Consider the following 19,499-nt stretch of genomic DNA (forward strand, 5'->3'; position numbering starts at 1 on the left):
GCCGCGATTCTACCGGGCTAGCCGCCACACCAACATGAGCGATATTCATGGAAAACTTGGACATACTCTAAAAGCGCACAGGTTTGCTATCATCCCGGCCCTTCGTCATGGTCTTTCCGAGTAGTCCCAATGTCCGATCGCAGCGTTCGCCTCCAAGCCCTCAAGCACGCCCTAAAAGAGCGCATCCTGATTCTCGATGGCGGCATGGGCACGATGATCCAGAGCTACAAGCTTGAAGAGCAGGATTATCGAGGCAAGCGCTTCGCCGACTGGCCGAGCGATGTCAAAGGCAACAACGACCTGTTGGTGCTGACGCGCCCGGACGTGATTGGCGGCATCGAGAAAGCCTACCTGGATGCCGGTGCCGACATCCTGGAAACCAACACCTTCAACGCCACCCGGATTTCCATGGCCGATTATGGCATGGAAGAACTGGCCTACGAATTGAACGTAGAAGGCGCTCGCCTGGCGCGCAAGATCGCCGATGCGAAAACCCTCGAAAACCCTGACAAGCCGCGTTTCGTTGCCGGCGTACTCGGCCCGACCAGCCGCACCTGCTCGCTGTCGCCGGACGTGAACAACCCCGGCTATCGCAACGTGACCTTCGATGAGCTGGTAGAAAACTACACCGAAGCCACCAAGGGCCTGATCGAAGGCGGCGCCGACCTGATCCTGATCGAAACCATCTTCGACACCCTCAACGCCAAGGCCGCGATTTTCGCCGTACAAGGGGTGTTCGAAGAACTGGGCATCGAGTTGCCGATCATGATTTCCGGCACCATCACCGATGCCTCCGGCCGCACCCTGTCCGGCCAGACCACCGAAGCGTTCTGGAACTCCGTGGCCCACGCCAAGCCGATTTCGGTCGGCCTTAACTGCGCACTGGGTGCCAGCGAGTTGCGTCCGTACCTGGAAGAGCTGTCGAACAAGGCCAACACCCACGTTTCCGCTCACCCGAACGCCGGGTTGCCCAACGAGTTCGGCGAGTACGACGAATTGCCGGCGCAAACCGCCAAGGTCATCGAAGAGTTTGCCCAAAGCGGCTTCCTCAACATCGTCGGCGGCTGCTGCGGCACCACGCCGGGCCACATCGAAGCCATCGCCAAGGCCGTGGCCGGTTATGCACCGCGGCAGATACCGGAGATCCCGAAGGCTTGCCGCCTGTCAGGCCTGGAGCCGTTCACCATCGATCGCAACTCGCTGTTCGTCAACGTCGGCGAGCGCACCAACATCACCGGTTCGGCCAAATTCGCCCGCCTGATCCGTGAAGACAACTACACCGAAGCCCTGGAAGTCGCCCTGCAACAGGTCGAAGCCGGCGCCCAGATCATCGACATCAACATGGACGAGGGGATGCTCGATTCGAAGAAGGCCATGGTGACCTTCCTCAATCTGATTGCCGGCGAACCGGACATCTCCCGCGTACCGATCATGATCGACTCCTCCAAGTGGGAAGTGATCGAAGCCGGCCTCAAGTGCATCCAGGGCAAGGGCATCGTCAACTCGATCAGCATGAAGGAAGGCGTCGAGCAGTTCATCCATCACGCCAAGCTGTGCAAGCGCTACGGCGCCGCCGTGGTGGTGATGGCCTTCGACGAAGCCGGCCAGGCCGACACCGAGGCGCGCAAGAAAGAGATCTGCAAACGCTCCTACGACATTCTGGTCAACGACGTCGGCTTCCCGCCGGAAGACATCATCTTCGACCCGAACATCTTTGCCGTGGCCACCGGGATTGAAGAACACAACAACTACGCCGTGGACTTCATCAACGCCTGTGCCTACATCCGCGACGAACTGCCCTATGCCCTGACGTCGGGCGGCGTGTCCAACGTGTCGTTCTCGTTCCGCGGCAACAACCCGGTGCGCGAGGCGATCCACTCGGTGTTCCTGCTGTACGCGATCCGCGCCGGCCTGACCATGGGTATCGTCAACGCCGGGCAACTGGAGATCTACGACCAGATCCCGGTGGAACTGCGCGACGCCGTCGAAGACGTGATCCTCAACCGCACGCCGGAAGGCACCGATGCCCTCCTCGCCATCGCCGACAAATACAAGGGCGACGGCAGCGTCAAGGAAGCCGAGACCGAAGAGTGGCGCAACTGGGACGTCAACAAGCGCCTGGAGCACGCACTGGTCAAGGGCATCACCACGCACATTGTCGAGGACACCGAAGAGTCGCGCCAATCCTTCGCCCGCCCGATCGAAGTGATCGAAGGCCCGCTGATGTCCGGCATGAACATCGTTGGCGACCTGTTCGGCGCCGGCAAGATGTTCCTGCCGCAGGTGGTGAAGTCCGCCCGGGTGATGAAGCAGGCCGTGGCTCACCTGATCCCGTTCATCGAGGCGGAAAAAGGCGACAAGCCAGAGGCCAAGGGCAAGATCCTCATGGCCACGGTCAAGGGCGACGTGCACGACATCGGCAAGAACATCGTCGGCGTGGTGCTCGGTTGCAACGGCTACGACATTGTCGACCTCGGCGTGATGGTGCCGGCGGAAAAAATCCTGCAGGTGGCCAAGGAACAGAAGTGCGACATCATCGGCCTGTCCGGCCTGATCACACCATCGCTGGATGAGATGGTCCACGTGGCGCGCGAGATGCAGCGCCAGGACTTCCACCTGCCGTTGATGATCGGTGGCGCCACGACCTCCAAGGCGCACACGGCGGTGAAGATCGAGCCCAAGTACAGCAACGACGCGGTGGTGTATGTCACTGACGCCTCCCGTGCCGTTGGCGTGGCCACTCAGTTGCTGTCCAAGGAACTGAAGGCCGGTTTCGTCGAGAAAACCCGCGAGGAATACATCGAAGTCCGCGAGCGCACCGCCAACCGCAGCGCCCGCACCGAACGCCTGAGCTACGCGGCGGCGATCGCCAAGAAGCCACAGTTCGACTGGAGCACCTACGAGCCGGTCAAACCGACGTTCACGGGCGCCAAGGTGCTGGATAACATCGACCTCAAAGTGCTGGCTGAATACATCGACTGGACACCGTTTTTCATCTCCTGGGACCTGGCCGGGAAATTTCCGCGCATCCTGGAAGACGAAGTGGTCGGCGAAGCCGCCACCGCGCTGTACGCCGACGCCCAGGAAATGCTCGCCAAGCTGATCGACGAAAAACTCATCAGCGCCCGCGCGGTGTTCGGCTTCTGGCCGGCCAACCAGGTGCGCGACGATGACATCGAAGTCTACGGCGATGACGGCAAGCCATTGGCCAAGCTGCATCACCTGCGCCAGCAGATCATCAAGACCGACGGCAAGCCGAACTTCTCCCTGGCTGACTTCGTCGCGCCGAAGGACAGCGAAATCACCGACTACGTGGGCGGCTTCATCACCACCGCCGGCATCGGCGCCGAAGAAGTGGCCAAGGCTTATCAGGACGCTGGCGACGATTACAACTCGATCATGGTCAAGGCCCTGGCCGACCGTCTCGCCGAGGCATGCGCCGAGTGGTTGCACCAGCAGGTGCGTAAAGAGTACTGGGGATACGCCAAGGACGAGACACTCGATAACGAGGCGTTGATCAAGGAGCAATACAGCGGCATTCGCCCTGCTCCAGGCTACCCGGCCTGCCCGGATCACACCGAGAAAAGCACGCTGTTTGCCTTGCTCGATCCCCAAGCGAGCGAAATGAAAGCCGGTCGCAGCGGAGTGTTCCTCACCGAACACTACGCGATGTTCCCCGCTGCGGCCGTCAGTGGCTGGTACTTCGCGCACCCGCAGGCGCAGTACTTCGCCGTGGGCAAGATCGACAAGGATCAGGTGCAGAGCTACACCTCGCGCAAAGGCCAGGAGTTGAGCGTGACCGAGCGCTGGCTGGCGCCGAACCTTGGGTATGACAACTGATTGATTTGCAGCATGGGCTCTGGAGGCGGACGGTGCCGACTCCAGAGCCTTGTAAGCTGACGATCAGGCCTGTGCGCCCAACTCGGCTATCTCACGTTCGCTGAGTCGGGTCAGCAGTTGCAAGCGCTCGGTTTTGTTGGCGCTGTCCAATGCCTCCATCTCCTGCAGGTAGGCCGTATTGAGCTCCGGGTATTGATCCTCGAGCTCACTGGCCTTGGCCTGGAACTGCTGCTGCAGCCTGGTAAATTCTCCAGGGTATTTTTCCTCCAGGTAGTCCTTCCAGTATTTACGCGCAGTCAGTTGCTCGACGAACACCGGGGTCTTTTCCTCGGCAATGATCGCTGCGTACGCTTCGTCCAGATCCGTTGCCGTCACCTGCGCCAGGCTGCCATACAACATGCCTTTGGGCTGGTTGGGCAGATTGAGGCGCCGGGCAAGGCCAATTCGATAGGCCAGGCGAATCTCGGCAGGATCGATTTCTGGCTTAAGCTGGATACGCGTCCTGGCGATCGCTTCGACCTGCGCCAGGCGGAACAGCTCCCTGGACAGTTTCAGCAGCTCGCGACCTTTGTGCTCCGGGGCAATGGACTTCAGGGCATTGAACTCATGCACCTCGACTTCCAGTTCGTTGAACAACAGTATTCGACCGTCACCACAGGTCATGCGATTCCTCAACGCCTTCGACAGGTCCATCAAGCGCCTGCCCAATTCTTCATCGCCAAAAGCGGCTTCAAGGACACGCCAGACGCGCTGCGTGAGATCCAGGCGATCGGCGGCAAAGTCCTGGGTGTGCTGCAGCTGCGAGAGAATGTACGAAAAGTCATGGGTGGTGTCCTGCTCCATCAAGGCACTCCACATCTGATGCTTTTCCGAATCGGCTGCCACCCCGGAAAACCATCGCGCTTTTTGTGCCTGCGCTGACTCATGGTCGGGATGAACCTCCTCGTCAGAGGTCTCGGAACCCTCGAACTCTTCAGCCCTGAAGCCCTCCAGCGCGCGCTCGATATCTGCCTCGGTAAAGCCCAGTCCCTGGCCAGTGTCCTGCAGGTACTCCTGCAATCGTAGAAGTTGCGCCATCTCCAGATTGCCGTTATCGGACAAGTTGGTGCCGGCCATCAAGGTTGCGTGCTCTGGCAGCAAGGCATCGGAGGGAATTATCGCTATCTGGTTGCCACTCAAGTCGAGGGTCGTCAGTGCCGGCGCATCCAACACGCCCTGCGGCCAATCCCGAAGCGTGTTGTTGCGCAAGTCCAGTTTTTGCAGCGTTTCAAGGCCGGTGACATCAAACCTGTCGAGACTGTTCTGGCTCAGGTCCAGCACTTGCAGGTGCCTCAGGGAACGCAGTTGGCGCTGCAACTCGTCACTGGCACGCAGATCGTTGTAGCTGGCGCGCAACTGGATGAGGTGCTCGCATTGTCCCGCCGCCTCGGGCAATGCGCCCAAGCGGTTGTGATTGAGCGTCAGGCTCCGCAAGCGGGGAAACGAGCGCAAAAACGCATCCGAGCCTTCCGCGAGCCCGACACCGCTCAGGTCCAGTACACCGACATGCTCGAACGTGACGGGCAAGGCAGGCAAATCGCCGATGACCAGACCGGTCAAATCAAGCACGGCATCGGTTTGTGCTCCCGCGGCCGGGGGAACCCCACGCAAGGTGCCTCGCCAGCACTCCAGGAGCTGGTCGGCCGCCCGGCGGCGGTCTACCGCGCCCATCCAGCCTTGATGGCTGCGCACGGCCGGGACATCGATCCAGTCATTCAAGCGCTTGATCAATTGCGTCTGCTGTTGCTGCCACTGGCCCAGTCGGGCTTCAATCTCCAGGGCGCCGATGCCCTGGGCGAGCCATGCGTCAATGCGTTCAATGGCTTCAGCCTCACCCAGCCGAGGGTCGAGGCGTTGCAGCCTGGCGGCCGAGGTCTGGGGCAAATCCCCATGGCCGGGCTCCAGGTGCAAGGGTAAAAGAAGGTCCGGACGCTGCGACACTTCATCGGGAAAGAACTCCGGATCGCCTCCGGTGCGCCCTGCAGCCAGGTGTGATGGCGCAATACCCAGCGGGGGCCGTGGTGCCGTGCGTGCAGCGTAAGCCCGTACCGCTGCCAATGCTTGCGGACTCAGCCGGCAACCTTGCAGCGTGGTCCCCATCAACAGCTGATCATGCCCGGTCATGGCCGCCGCAGGAATATCCGTAATGCCGCTGTGATTCAGGGCCAGTCGGCGCAGGTGGGGTAACGACAACGCGCCCTCGGGCCAGTTGCGGATATTGGTATGACTCAGGTCCAGGCTTTGCAGGCCTGCCATCGAACCGACCTCCAGGGTGCCGACTCGATTGTATGCAAGGTTCAGCGTTTTCAAGTGGGTCAACCGGTTCAACCGCGCTTGCGCGGGTGCCGTGATCGTCAGCTCATTGAATGGCAGGTTCAACTCACTGAGCTCGCCGAGCGTCTCAATCGCCTGGGGCAACGCGGTCAGGCGATTGGCGCTGAGATCGAGTGTTCGCAGCCGGGGAAATCCACTCAGGAAATCATTGACCTGCCCGGTCGAAAGTCCGCTGCCACTGAGGATCAAGCTGCGCACATGAGGAAAGACCCTGCCCCCAAGCGCGGGTAAATCGCCCAATGGCCCATAGCCTGACAAGTCCAACACCGCGTTCACCTCGCCCCCTCGCCGCCACGACGGCCCCGCAAAAGGCTCCGCAGGGGAATAGCGGGCACGCAGCCCGTTGCGAGCGCATTCGCGGATTCTTTGCGCGATCACCTCACGGTGGTGTACTTCCATCTGCCTGCCATCGATCCGGACAACCCTGTCCGTCCAGGCGGCCAATGACTGATTCAACTCCAGGTGCTGCTGATGCAGTGCCTCGACCTGATCCAGTAATGCCCGCCCAGACAGCCCGTCTTTACTGAACTGCGCCATTGCGTCCGCTGCAAAGCTGAAATCGTCGGGGACCAGCTGTGACAAACGCCCTCTGCAGTATCCGGCAATCATATGCGGCTCGTTCACCAGGTGGGCCGGGTTGTCGTGCACATGACCGTAGGCTTTCATGAAGGCTTGCGGCTCCAGGGCGGCCCAGTTCAGCCGCATGTGGCGCCATAGCGAGTCATGGCCGCTGTACAACTCCTCAGGCAGCGATTTGAGCGCCACCCCCTGTAGATCCAAGGCTTCCAGGTTGTTCAAGCCGGACACCCCGTTTGGCCAATCGGCCATATCGCCGGCCAACCTCAACGACCGCAGGTTCGTCAGCAGGCTGAAGTCCATTTCACCCAAGTTGCCCTTGAGCAGCAATTGCTCCAGCTGGGTCATCCTTTCGAGCGCCTGCACCAATTGCGGCGGATAGGTCTGCGAGGCGCCATCAAGTACCAGCTCGGTAATATCCGTCAGTTCTGGCAATTTCCCGGCCAAAGCCGCCATGTCCTGCCCTTCCATGGAAATATTCAGACTTTTGATCTTCGCGAACCGCTGAAGCAGTCCAGTGCCCGAGTCACCGATGAGCTGACCACTGTCCACTTGCAGATTACGCACATGGGTGAAGTCGGCATCCCACTCGGGCAGCGGGTCGGCACCCGTCAAGTTCAAATCAAACGCGGGCTCCTGTCCGCGGACAAGACCATTGCGCCAGCACTGGATCAACTGATCGGCCATGACCCGTCGAGAGCGGCCTCCAGCAGATGCCGGCTCGACAGCGTCGACCCATTGGGTCAATGCAGTGTCCAGTGCCTCGAATTCCCGTTGCCGGTTGTTCAACAGATTGAACACTTGCTGGTCGGTATCTCCCGCGCTCAGGCGATTTCTGATGAATTGACTGGCTTGCGCATCGGAAATGTTCGGATAGACATCTCGAACCCTGGAGACCAAAGCGCCATCGGCGAAGCCGACGCCACGACCACTGGCCAGGTAACCGAGACGGCCTCCAGGCAGGCGCAACGCAGGCCCGGGGCCATTTAACGGACGCTGTTTCAAGATCAGCGACATCGCATTGCGATGGGATCTGGCATGCTCGGCCAGTGCTTCTTGCAAAGCCTGGCCTTGATTGCCTTTCAGGGTCGCCCGTGAAGCTTCGGGCAAGAACTCCAGCAACGATTCATACAGATTGCGGCCATGGGCGGCGATGTTATTGAGCGCCCTGCCCTGGGCGTCATAGGCGCGGAAATAACCATCGCCCTTGACCAGGTAAAGGTTGATCTTCGCATTCTCGCTGCCAATGCTGTCCAGCAAGGGGCCCTTGATCGAGCCGAGGCGCATTTCCACGCGTATGTCACCCGACCAGCCGGGCAACTGCTCCAGGCTGTGCAACGCCAGGCGGTCGCTGGCCAGCGACGCCATGCCCTCCAGATGCAAACCACAGAGCGCCCGGTTCAGGGCGCCTTGCTGTAGATGGGCGCGAATTTGCTGTGCCTGGCGCATGGGTATTTTTGCGCTGCTGCGCAAGCGGGCCAGTTCGGCGGCACTGGCATTGCCCAGCACCTGTTGTGCCCCCTCTGGCGACAGCGTAGGGAAACTGCGTTGCAGACGTTGAATATCGGCACTTGTTGTCTGTTGGTCAGCGAGTAGTTTGTCAAACAAGGATTTTTTGTTATCCAGCCCGCGATCGGCCAGGCGGTCCCTGAACATCTGCACGCGGTCGGCACCCGGTTGTGCGCTACGCGCGCCCAACAACTGGTTGATTTGTGGCTCGTCGAGCGCCAGTAAAACCCGCTCCGGCAATTTTCCGGCGCGCACTTCGGATCGGGTGATCTTGATCGTGGGCTTCATACTGTTCATGGCCGACGCCGAACCGTAGCGCTGTGAGGCGCCCCAGGGTTCCGGCCCTTCGAAGACTTCCAATACCTCCTCGACGGGCCAGTTTGGCAGCTCCAGGGCCAGCGGTACCACAGCCTCAGAAGCACTACCCAGGTCACTGCCGCTGCGGATCCGGTCAATCAGCTCGCTGACCTGTTGTTCAGCCTTGAACGACCGGATGGTCTCGGCCAATAGCGGCGGCGGTGGTTGATGATCGATGTGCATCTGGCGTAATGCATCATCACCGACTCCGCTGATCTCGGCCATTTGCTGCAACTGCGCATCGGAGAATTCGTCCATCTGCGGCCCCATTCGCCGCAACAGCGTCGGCCGATCCCACTCCAGCGGTCGTTCAAGGGTGTGGCGCCAGGCGCCAAGCTGGTTGTGGCGCAGGATCGGTTGATAGGCCTGGGGATCGCCGGGATGTTTGATCCGCCATTTTTGCAGTGCCGGGTCGAAGGTTTTTTCGTAGACATTGCCTTCGTGTCGAATGTAGGTCTTGTCACCGACCTTATACTGCCCCAAGGCATCAGGCTCGAGCCCATCGAGCGAGACACTGCTCTTGTAGGGTGCCAGATCGGGCTTCCACAACCGCGGCTCACCAAAAGGCGTGGCGATCCGGGTCATGCCGTTGACGAACCGCGAGTGGGTGATTGGCGGTGCCTTGCTCGCGACCGCCCCCAACACGACCATGAAAGCGACGTTCTGCAGGACCGACCTGAAGTGGCCCCAGGCCTCCTCCGCATCTCCCTCCTTCCATGTCTCCACCCCCTGGTAAACCTCGTAGGTCAACTGCAGGGCGGTGACGGCCAGCATGACCTCGCCCAGGCCCGGCACGAAAAAGGCCGCCACGTTCAACACGCTCAAGCCCAATTCGGCATAGTGTTCGAGCCGGGCAATCCAGGCCTCGTGGTCTACCTCGGCGGTGGGTATTGCCAGCAACCTGGCATTGGACTTCACTCTGGCCAGATGGAACTCATGACAGGCTGCAAACACTTCGCCGTCAATGAAGGTTTCATCCATTCCCAGGTCGATCTCCTCGTTCCAAACCTCGACATAGGCGCCATTGCGGAACGCATCCGGGTTATACGGAGGGCCCGGATAAACCGGGGCCGGATCCCATTTCTGGACCTTGAGCTGGCGCCTGAGCCGCTGGAAAAAGCGGCTCGACTCGTCCTTTGCGACAAAACTGGCGAAGAACCGTTGATAACCGGTGGTACGCAGCTTGATCGCAAGGTCACGGGCGAACTCGAGGCTTGAGCCATACGCCTTGAGAGGGCTGACGGGGTCGCCCGGGATGTAGACGATGATCCGTGAATCAGGGATCAGATCGGCAACAGGTATCCGGGACAGAATACTGAGCCAGGGATTTTGCAGGGCCGCCCTGACTTTGCGTGACGCCGCGCCAATAACCAGGACGTCGTTCAACTCCGAACCAAATACCTGCAAGCGACTGTATGTGACCGACGCACCATCGAGCCGAACCTGCGAAACGCCATCGAGTAGCGCCAACACCGTGGCATAGTCCGTGGCATCAATGTCCGACCTTATCCGCGCGATGTGCGCCTGCACGCGCATCCTGTCCTTATTCGCGGTAATCGTCTGCTGGCGTACCGTCGCCGCCTTGTCGGGCGCATCGAATACCGCACTCAGATGGTCCTGGTACTGCTTGCCCACGTCCAGTTCCCGGCACAGGCTGGCGAACGCTGATGGCGATATCGCCAACTTGTCACGGATGCTGTAGCGCACCTTCGCAAACGGGTACCGATTGCTCTCATCGTAAAAGTGCCTGTCCAGTGCCCCCGCAGGCGCCAACGCGCTGGTCTCCTGCAAGGCAACCTCGTCAAAGGCCTCGTCCGCTTCGAAGTTTCGCAGCGCCGCCTGCAACAATGACTGCTCTTCGGCTCGATTGGGCGAACGCAGGTGAAACAGTGCTGTGCCGTCAACATCAGGCGCCTGGCCGAATTTTTTCTGTAGCGCATCCGTCAGCAAAGGCTTGGCGAATTCGGTGATGCCTTTGAAATCCTTGAGCGTCGTGGCCAGCGCCTGGCTGGAGACATTGCTCTGTGCCTGACTGTCGAGCAGGGCCTGGCGCAGCGCCTGTGCCGCCTTGTCATACAGTTCAGGGTACGCCTTGATGAAGCGCTGGGCAGGATTGCGCGCCTCTGTGATGGCCTGGAGATGTTGGTTGGCCAGGTGACGCGTCCAGTCGGGAACCCGGCTCTTGATGAACGGAACATGAAACCCGGTTTCAGCGGGTGCGCAAAGGTCCGGCATGATGTAACTCCTGTTACTCGATTAAGAGCGCGTCAGGACATCACAGCCACCCGCCGGCATGGCGGTACATATGTATAGGGAAAACGGGGCCTGCACTGTCACGCGCAGACTGTAGTTCTTCAGTTTGGCTATGCTTAGCTCTCACAACCTGGTGAGGAGGGATTTATGGACGATCCAGTCGACAACAAGCCGCCTACCTTCTGGCAAATGCTGCACAGCGTCATGGCGGCGGCGTTCGGGGTGCAGAGTGGGAAAAACCGGGCGCGGGACTTCACTCACGGCAAACCCAGTCATTTCGTGATCCTGGGCATTCTGTTCACGGCGGTATTCGCCTTGACGCTGTACGGCATCGTGCAACTGGTGGTGCATCTGGCCGGGGTTTAACGCATCAGGGTTTGCAGGCTGAACGGATAGCGATACGAGGTCGGCCGGCCTTTGGCTGACAGTCGACGGAAGTTCACCCCGTAGGACGGTGAGTTGCCCATGGCCAGCAATCGCCCGGCCTGTGCCCTGTCGATCAGTTGCAGCAACGGGACCCGCTGGTCGCGGCCGCCGTAATGGTCGAGATCCACGCCCTGCTCAAGGTCATGCACCTCTACCAGCGCCCAGCCACCCAAGGTGAAGTGCCCGCCCACCAGCACACTGATGCGCCCATCGACCGTCGCCTGCAACGCCGCCGGCGAGGTGTTGACCGCACTGAACAACGCGTCCCTGCCGGGAACTCCACCCCGCTGCGAAAACGCCTGCATGGCGCCAAATGCCATTTCGTCATTGGCTGACCACACCAGTGAGACCTTCGGGTAACGCTGGAACAACAGCCTGGCCTGTTCATACGCCCGCTCCCGGGTCCAGCCGCTATAGACCAACTGGCGCAAGCGCACTTGCGGATGTTCGGCCAAGGCCCGCAGCATGCCTTGCTCGCGCAGTTGCGCCGAAGGGGTGATCTTCAAACCGGAAAACGCCAGCAACTCGATGACCTCGCCGGGCGGCACGGGGGGATGCTGGCGAATCAGTTCCTTGAGCATCAGGTAACCACCCTCCTCGTCGTTCGGCACCAGGCTGCCCAAGCGCTCAGGGCGCTCGCCCAGCAGACTCATCTGGTTGGCCGTCAACGAAGCGTTGACCATGAACAGTTTGACCCCGCTGCCCTGGGCCAGGCGAATGATCTGTGGAGCGACGTATTGTTCGTTGACGAACACCAGATAGTCCGGACGCTCGGGGCCTTGCAGCGCAACACGAGCCTGCGCCAGCGTGAGTTCCGGCATGCGTTGGGAATAGAGAATTCGCAGGTCAATGCCCAGGTCCGTGGCTGCCGCCTGCATGAATTGCGAATAGCTGACCCAGAAGGCTTCATCGGTTGTTCCGGGGTTGAGGAACAGCACTGATTCTGCCCGGGCAGCGGTGCCATGAACCGCGCCAAACAGCAGCAGGAATGAATAGAAAATCTTCAGCATTGATCGTCCGAGCCCCCGGAAATTCGCCGCGCATTATAGCCAGCGAACACCCGTAGAACGGCGTTTATCAGGGATTTTGTCCGACAATCGTCGGAACGAGACCCGGACGGGTTGATTTACTGGTGACTGACCCAGAATACCGCAGTGCCGACGACCAGGATGATCAGGAACAGAATCGCCCAGGCATCGACCGAACTATCGCTTTTGCGTGCTTTGGTTGGGTTGCTCATTGCATCGCCTCTTGTCGGTTTTATCGGTGATTGCATAAAGACTCGATCACATTAAAGACGACGATTGCCCGCACCACAAACAGGGGCTTTGCAACAACGATTCTCATTAGTCCTTTTGGTTCTTTACATATACTCAAACATCACTTTTGCGCATAACCGCAAACTGGTATCTTGCCCCGGCTCCGTAGGGAGTGCGCGGCCGTGCGCGCAGAATTGCAGAGGCTCCTTCGGACTCCGGCAAGCACAAAAACGCAGCTGTATCCGAGCGACCCAAGCCTGAGAACAGGACTTATATGTACGTATACGACGAATACGATCAGCGAATCATCGAGGACCGCGTCAAGCAGTTCCGTGATCAGACCCGACGCTATCTGGCAGGTGAGCTGAGCGAAGAAGAATTTCGCCCCCTGCGCCTGCAAAACGGGCTTTATATCCAGCGTTTCGCGCCAATGTTGCGTGTAGCGGTGCCTTACGGCCAACTGACTTCGCGCCAGGTGCGGATGATGGCCAAGATTGCCCGCGACTACGACAAGGGCTATGCGCACATCAGCACCCGGCAGAACGTGCAGTTCAACTGGCCGGCCGTGGAAGACATTCCGGATATTCTCGCGGAACTGGCCACCGTGCAGATGCACGCGATCCAGACCAGCGGCAACTGCCTGCGCAACGTCACTACCGACCAGTTCGCCGGCGTAGCTGCCGACGAGCTGATCGATCCGCGCCCATGGTGTGAGATCGTCCGTCAGTGGACCACCTTCCACCCGGAATTCGCCTACCTGCCGCGCAAGTTCAAGATTGCCGTCAACGGTTCGACTTCCGACCGCGCCGCTATCGAAGTCCATGACATTGGCCTTGAGCCGGTGCACAACGCCGCTGGCGAACTGGGCTTCCGTGTGCTGGTCGGCGGTGGCCTGGGTCGTACGCCGGTGGTCGGTGCGTTCATCAACGAATTCCTGCCGTGGCAAGACCTGTTGAGCTACCTCGACGCCATCCTGCGGGTCTACAACCGCTATGGCCGTCGTGACAACAAGTACAAGGCGCGGATCAAGATCCTGGTGAAAGCGCTGACGCCTGAAGTCTTCGCCCAGAAAGTCGACGCGGAAATGGAACACCTGCGCGGTGGCCAGACCACGCTGACCGAAGCCGAAGTGCATCGCGTCGCCAAACACTTCGTCGACCCGGACTACAAGGCGCTGGACAACCAGGCCGCCGCCCTGGCCGAACTCGATCAGCAATACCCGGGCTTCGCCCGCTGGCGCGCGCGCAATACCCTGGCCCACAAGAAGCCTGGTTATGTCGCAGTGACCCTGTCCCTGAAGCCGACCGGCGTTGCCCCGGGCGACATCACCGACAAGCAGCTCGACGCCGTGGCCGACCTGGCCGAGCGATACAGCTACGGTCAACTGCGTACTTCCCACGAGCAGAACATCATCCTGGCCGACGTGGAACAGTCCCGTCTGTTCGAAATGTGGGGCGAACTGCGCGAGCAAGGTTTCGCCACGCCGAACATCGGCCTGCTGACCGACATCATCTGCTGCCCGGGTGGCGATTTCTGCTCCCTGGCCAACGCCAAGTCGATCCCGATCGCCGAATCGATCCAGCGCCGCTTCGACGACCTGGACTACCTGTTCGACATCGGTGAACTGGACCTGAACATCTCCGGCTGCATGAACGCCTGTGGTCACCACCACGTCGGCCACATCGGCATCCTCGGGGTGGACAAGAAAGGCGAAGAGTTCTACCAGGTTTCCCTCGGCGGCAGCGCCAGTCGCGACGCCAGCCTGGGCAAGATCCTCGGCCCGTCCTTCGCCCAGGAAGCCATGCCTGACGTGATCGAGAAGCTGATCGACGTGTACATCGAACAACGTACCGAAGACGAGCGCTTCATCGACACCTACCAGCGTATTGGCATCGACCTCTTCAAGGAGCGCGTCTATGCAGCGAATCATTAAGAACAACGAAGTCGTCGACGAAACCTGGCACCTGCTGCCCAAGGATTTCAACATCGACGAAATCACCAACTGCGACGACTACATCGTCCCGTTGCAGTTGTGGCGCGAACACAGCCGTATGCTCCTGGCCCGCGACGGCGGCCTGGGCATCTGGCTGGACGCTGGCGAAGAAGCCGAGGAAATCGGGGAAGACGTGGCCAACTTCCAGGTCATCGCCCTGAACTTCCCGGCCTTCACCGATGGCCGCAATTACTCCAACGCCCGTTTGCTGCGTGACCGTTATGGTTTCAAAGGCGAACTGCGGGCCATTGGCGATGTGCTGCGCGACCAGTTGTTCTACCTGCGCCGCTGCGGTTTCGATGCGTTCGCGATTCGCGCCGACAAAGACCCGTACGAAGCCCTGGAAGGTCTCAAGGACTTCTCGGTGACCTATCAGGCCGCCACCGACGAACCGCTGCCGCTGTTCCGTCGTCGCTAAAAACAAATAAAGCCCTGACTCCGCAAGGAGCCAGGGCTTTATTGCTTGTGAAGCAGATCACTCAGAACTCGACTTGCGTCAGGCCCCTTTTCTTGAGTGCGTACGCCAGTGCGGGAATGTCATCAAACAACTTTCCATTCAAGCTCCCCCAATAGCTACCTTCGATAAACACACTGAAGTCCGGCTTAGCATGGCTGGGTTGATGGCGCTTGATATAGGCCATTTCGATTTCATTGTTTCTGGAGCGATAGACGACCGATAAATCCTTAGTGGGTCTTTTATCAATCAGAAACATGCTTTTTTGCGGCAGTAACCTTTCAAAAACGGCGAAATCCTGTGGATCGCCCCGATATTGACCTTCGTTCATGATGCAACTTCCTTGCTGCTGTGAATGGTATCGAGAGTCTAAGCGAATTATCTTTGGACTCAACGCTCATATAAACACAAGATATTTTTTTCTTATTGATCAGGGTAGAACTCCTCTCAAAGGCCTGCGCGCTGCTCCAGCGCCCTGAACGCCACCCAGGGGTTTTCCAGCCGCCCTCCTACCGTAATCAATTGGTTCCATACTGCATCTGAAAAATCGGCCTGCTCCAGCAGTCGCCAGACTCGCGCCTGAAGTAACGGATAATCGACCAGAAAATCGGCGGTCAGGCTCAACCTGTCTATAACACTCAAAAACCGCGTACCGGAGGGTTTGCCTGCCAGTCGCCGCCAAAGGGCTTGCCGCCACTGTTTCAGCGGTTCATCGCAGTCCCGTAGCCACGCAATCGACTGTCCATAGTCATCGCCGGGCGCGCCCAGCCATAAATTGATCCCCGTTTGCTCGCGATGAATGATCAGTCGACGCAGCGTGTCCTCGTCCGTCAGTGGATTGCCCCACAACAGCACACGATCCAGCGAGACCGCCTGGTTCATCACCGCGGGCGGCACCCGGACAATGAGGTTGTCACGCAGATCCAGTGAGATCATGTAAGGCTCATCCCTGATGCCGATCGGGCACCGGGCAATCCCGGTGTTACTCAGGTTCAGCCACCGCAAGTCATTCATCCCGAGCAGCAAGGGCGGTTCGCCCAAAGGGTTGTCACTCAGGTCCAGTGTGTGAAGCCTGGCCAACCCGCCCAACTCCGACACCGTCTCTTCAGTGAATGCCAAGCCGGTGGCCTTGAGATTCAGCGACCTGAGATGCGTCAGGCCGAACAACGCCGTCGGCAGAACGGTCCGCCCATTACCCTGGGCGTCGAATTGAATCAGTTCGGCACTCTCGAGGTTCAAGGCCTGCAGATTCGGAAAACACTCGAGGAACCCATTCAAGGTTTCCCGCTCGGTCACATGAAAATGTGGCATCGACAACTCGATGACATCGTTGAAGCGGATGTTGATGACCGGCAATCGGTGATAATCCTCGAAGCCCATGTGGAGCTTGTACCCCACAAGCTCTTCGCCTGAATAGACGCGCAGGTCGTTCAATGCACGCCGTTGCCAGATCGCTTGCAGATCGTCAGCCAGTTCTATCCTGGATTCGCGCTCGTAGTTCATGGTGTCCAGGAGCAGTTGCGCGTTATGGTTTTCGATCTGTTCATCCGTCAGCCCCTGCGCATGCGCCTGTGCCCGGCCCTGGGCATCGGCACCGAGGAAAGGAATGTCCATGTCCTCAATGTCTCCCGCCACCTGATCGATCCAGCCACGCAAGTCAGTGTTGAGCTGGTGAAACTGTTGCTGCAGCAGATCGATGTGCGCCTGCGCATTGCCACCTGCACGCAGTAGCAGCTCATCGGCTTCAGCATCTGTGGAATCCGGATAGATTTCCTTGATCTGCAACCTCATCATTTCGTGCGTCAACACTGCGGCCTGCGGCGTATCAGGGAAAACACCCCCTCGTAGCCCTTGCGCCTCGAAAGGCAGGCCGCCATCCATTCGGTGCAATCCGAGCACCAACTCGGAACGGGGCATGGCCCGCTCACCGATTTTCAACCGCAACGCCCGGGCCGAGTCAATCGGGGGAAGCTGCAACGCCAAACGCTCTTCTGCGGACAAGACATCAAGAAGCGCCGCATAAAAATCCACTTGCCCGGCTTGCCCCTGGTAATGGCCTGCCACCTTGATCAGTCGTCGAACGCTGGGAGCGTCAAGTGCGCCGCTACGATCCACAAAGGCGCCTGAGACGGAGTTCTCAAGGATTTCAACGCTAAGGTTCCCGGGCCATCCTGGCAGGTTTTTCAGCGAATGCAGGGCCAGCGTGTCCGACTCCGCACTGACCAGCGAGCGAATGTACAGTCCTTCATAAGCACGATTGAGCCGCACATGCTGCTGGTATTGCAGGGCCTTGTGATTGAGGCGCTTGAACGCTTGCCGGACCTGGACAGCGTCCACGGGGCTCTGGATATCGACGCCATAGCGGTCGAGCATTTGCTCGATGGCGGCCCTGGGCAAGCCAGGGTATTGCCGCTGGAACAACCGGACCCATTCGTGCTCCGAGTGCTCAAGCGCTTGGTAGCGGGTGGAAAACAGCCCGGCGCGCTCACTTTGGGGCACAGCCGCTTGCTCCAGTTCCTGTTCGATCCTGAAACGGCTGATGGTATCGGCCAGCAAGGGCGTCGGCGCACGCCCGCCCTGCATCAGGCGCAGCATGTCGTCATCGACTGCACTGACCTTGCCGATCTGCGCCAGCACTTCATCGCTCAAGGACGCCACTGACGGTCCGATTGCGCGGATAAGCGCCACACGGTTCTGCTGTGCGAGACTCGATGGCACTGTAGGGGTCGTGGGCCGAGCCAGCGACGGCCTGGTGCCCCCCTCGCCCGGATTGACGCCTGGTTCACGGGAACGTTCGGCAATGATGCCAGCATCGGCAGCATCACCCTTCAGCACCGCGCCCGCGCCGGCCAGGGGCAAAGCATTGAGCAAACCAAATACGCTACGCGTGACACCCGCCGTTCGATCAGCCGAAGTTGCACCATTGACGGCCTGATCAAGGCCATAACCGGCGTCGATGAGGCCGGACAACGCCAGCAGCCCTTCGCCACCGGGGACGAACAGCGCCAGAGGACCAAACCGGTTGATCCACTGCACCACCGGTTCGACGGCGGCACTCAGGTTATCCCGATTGACCTGGGCATCGTCAAGAATGGTGCTGACACTGGCCAGGGAGGCCTCCTTCATGGTCAACACCAGTTGGGCAAACGGGTCGGCGCCTGATGGCGAGTCATCGAAACCGATGTAGCGGGCCGGCGGCCAAAAACCGTCGTCGTTGAAGAAGCCCGCTTCTTTGTTCAGCCGGTGTTCACGCGGATAGACCGCCATGCCGTCCAGCGCCGTCAGCACACCGGCATGGAACGTGCCGTCCTTGCGATCATCCTCGGCAAAATGCGCCGCCAGGGCCAGTTTGCCGTCCTCGGCTTGACCCTGGGCCACTATCCACTGGTGCAATTGGCCGCTGTCTTTGAACCCATGCACAGGGGAGGAGTTACCGGGGATGTACAGCACTATCGCGCCATTCGCGTCGCGCCAGCCCCAGATATCCCTGGAGGTGTATCGATACAACTTCAGCCGCCCGACCTTGAGCGGCGTCGTCACGCGGGTGGGCGCCTGCAATTGTTCGATCGTCAGTGCCGACCATGCCTGGTCAGGCGGTAAGCCTGTGGCTTGCAGGGCCAGCTCAAGGCCCTTCTGGCTCAGGCTGTTTTCATGTCTTTGCAAAAACGCCGCCATGACAAATGCGGCCTTCGACGACGTTTTCAGAGGCTCCGGCCTGGTTGCGATGACGATTTCGTCCGCCGGCCAGGCCTGCTTCAGGTAGGCCTGATATCGAGTCTGCAGGTCCAGTTCCCAGACCCACTTCTTGAAGTCGGCGGGCCTCACGGCCAGTTGGGTGGCCGGCCCGTAGGCTTGTGGGACGGTACGGCGATAAATACCTTCATAGGCGCAGTGATAGTCGTTACCTGGCTCCGTCAAGTCATCCGCGTGTTCCAGCACATTGATGGCTGGCCCGACATCGGGTGGCGTGTACAAGCCAAATGCCGTTTCACCGAAACGCCCGTCTCCGACTGCCTGGAAATTGGCCAGCAACGCTTGCACCAGGGACATGCGGCTTGCCACCTGCCCCTGATGAATTCCATCTTGCGCAGGACGGCCCTTGTAGTCGTAATCGAGCGTTACCAGCTGCGCTGTCGTCGGGTCGATCTCCTGCCCCCACTTCTCCTGGATCAGGTGCCCGGCAAACTGCGCAGGGGTTTGCGGCAGCGCGATATCGAGGACGCTTTTGAGCGGGTCACGTATTCGCGCAGGGCGCAGCGCATTCGAGGCGGGTATTTCGTTGTGTGATAGGTCTGGCATGGCGCATTCCATGGCGAGCAATTAGGCATTCCACCCTAACCAGCCAGCCCGCTCCCGGAAGCGGGAAGGTTCGACAGCGACCATGGGAAATGTCGCATTCAACGCAAGAAAAACAGGAATCCAGGGCAAAAAAAATGAAACCCGCAGGTTTCATTTTTTT

Annotated in this window: 8 protein-coding genes; 4 read left to right on the forward strand and 4 right to left on the reverse strand. The window is 59.7% G+C overall.

Translation table 11 applies throughout. The features are described 5' to 3' along the window. Nucleotides 1-129 precede the first annotated feature (129 nt). Nucleotides 130-3,840, forward strand: a complete 3,711-nt coding sequence (gene metH, locus NQL71_RS25345; protein WP_077183235.1) for a methionine synthase — start codon at nt 130-132, stop codon at nt 3,838-3,840. 63 nt (nt 3,841-3,903) lie between these two features. Here metH and NQL71_RS25350 read toward each other — a convergent pair whose 3' ends face one another. Beyond that, nucleotides 3,904-10,890: an NEL-type E3 ubiquitin ligase domain-containing protein gene (locus NQL71_RS25350; protein ID WP_274643548.1), complete on the reverse strand. Its 6,987-nt coding sequence runs from the start codon at nt 10,888-10,890 to the stop codon at nt 3,904-3,906. Nucleotides 10,891-11,055: 165 nt separating this feature from the next. On the opposite strand from NQL71_RS25350, the gene NQL71_RS25355 reads away from it, so the two are divergent. Further along, a complete protein-coding gene (locus tag NQL71_RS25355) occupies nt 11,056-11,274 on the forward strand; it encodes a DUF2970 domain-containing protein (RefSeq protein ID WP_046820154.1) in 219 nt (72 codons plus the stop codon). On the opposite strand, the gene NQL71_RS25360 is transcribed toward NQL71_RS25355, so the two are convergent. Further along, entirely contained in the window at nt 11,271-12,344 is a 1,074-nt protein-coding gene (locus tag NQL71_RS25360; protein ID WP_274643549.1) for an ABC transporter substrate-binding protein, read from the reverse strand. The genes NQL71_RS25355 and NQL71_RS25360 overlap by 4 nt on opposite strands. 523 nt (nt 12,345-12,867) lie before the next feature. Here NQL71_RS25360 and NQL71_RS25365 point away from each other — a divergent pair. Beyond that, complete coding sequence (locus NQL71_RS25365; protein WP_046820156.1) at nt 12,868-14,526, forward strand: nitrite/sulfite reductase; 1,659 nt, start codon at nt 12,868-12,870, stop codon at nt 14,524-14,526. Continuing rightward, complete coding sequence (locus tag NQL71_RS25370; protein ID WP_046820157.1) at nt 14,510-15,004, forward strand: DUF934 domain-containing protein; 495 nt, start codon at nt 14,510-14,512, stop codon at nt 15,002-15,004. The genes NQL71_RS25365 and NQL71_RS25370 overlap by 17 nt, the downstream gene beginning before the upstream one ends. 61 nt (nt 15,005-15,065) lie before the next feature. Here NQL71_RS25370 and NQL71_RS25375 read toward each other — a convergent pair whose 3' ends face one another. Together NQL71_RS25375 and NQL71_RS25380 are read right to left on the reverse strand one after the other, a co-directional pair. Next, nucleotides 15,066-15,371, reverse strand: a complete 306-nt coding sequence (locus NQL71_RS25375; RefSeq protein ID WP_046820158.1) for a hypothetical protein — start codon at nt 15,369-15,371, stop codon at nt 15,066-15,068. Between the two features lie 116 nt (nt 15,372-15,487). Then, a complete protein-coding gene (locus tag NQL71_RS25380; protein WP_274643550.1) occupies nt 15,488-19,339 on the reverse strand; it encodes a dermonecrotic toxin domain-containing protein in 3,852 nt (1,283 codons plus the stop codon). Between the last annotated feature and the right edge of the window lie 160 nt (nt 19,340-19,499).

The organism is Pseudomonas serbica, from assembly GCF_028823535.1.
Taxonomy (GTDB): domain Bacteria; phylum Pseudomonadota; class Gammaproteobacteria; order Pseudomonadales; family Pseudomonadaceae; genus Aquipseudomonas; species Aquipseudomonas serbica.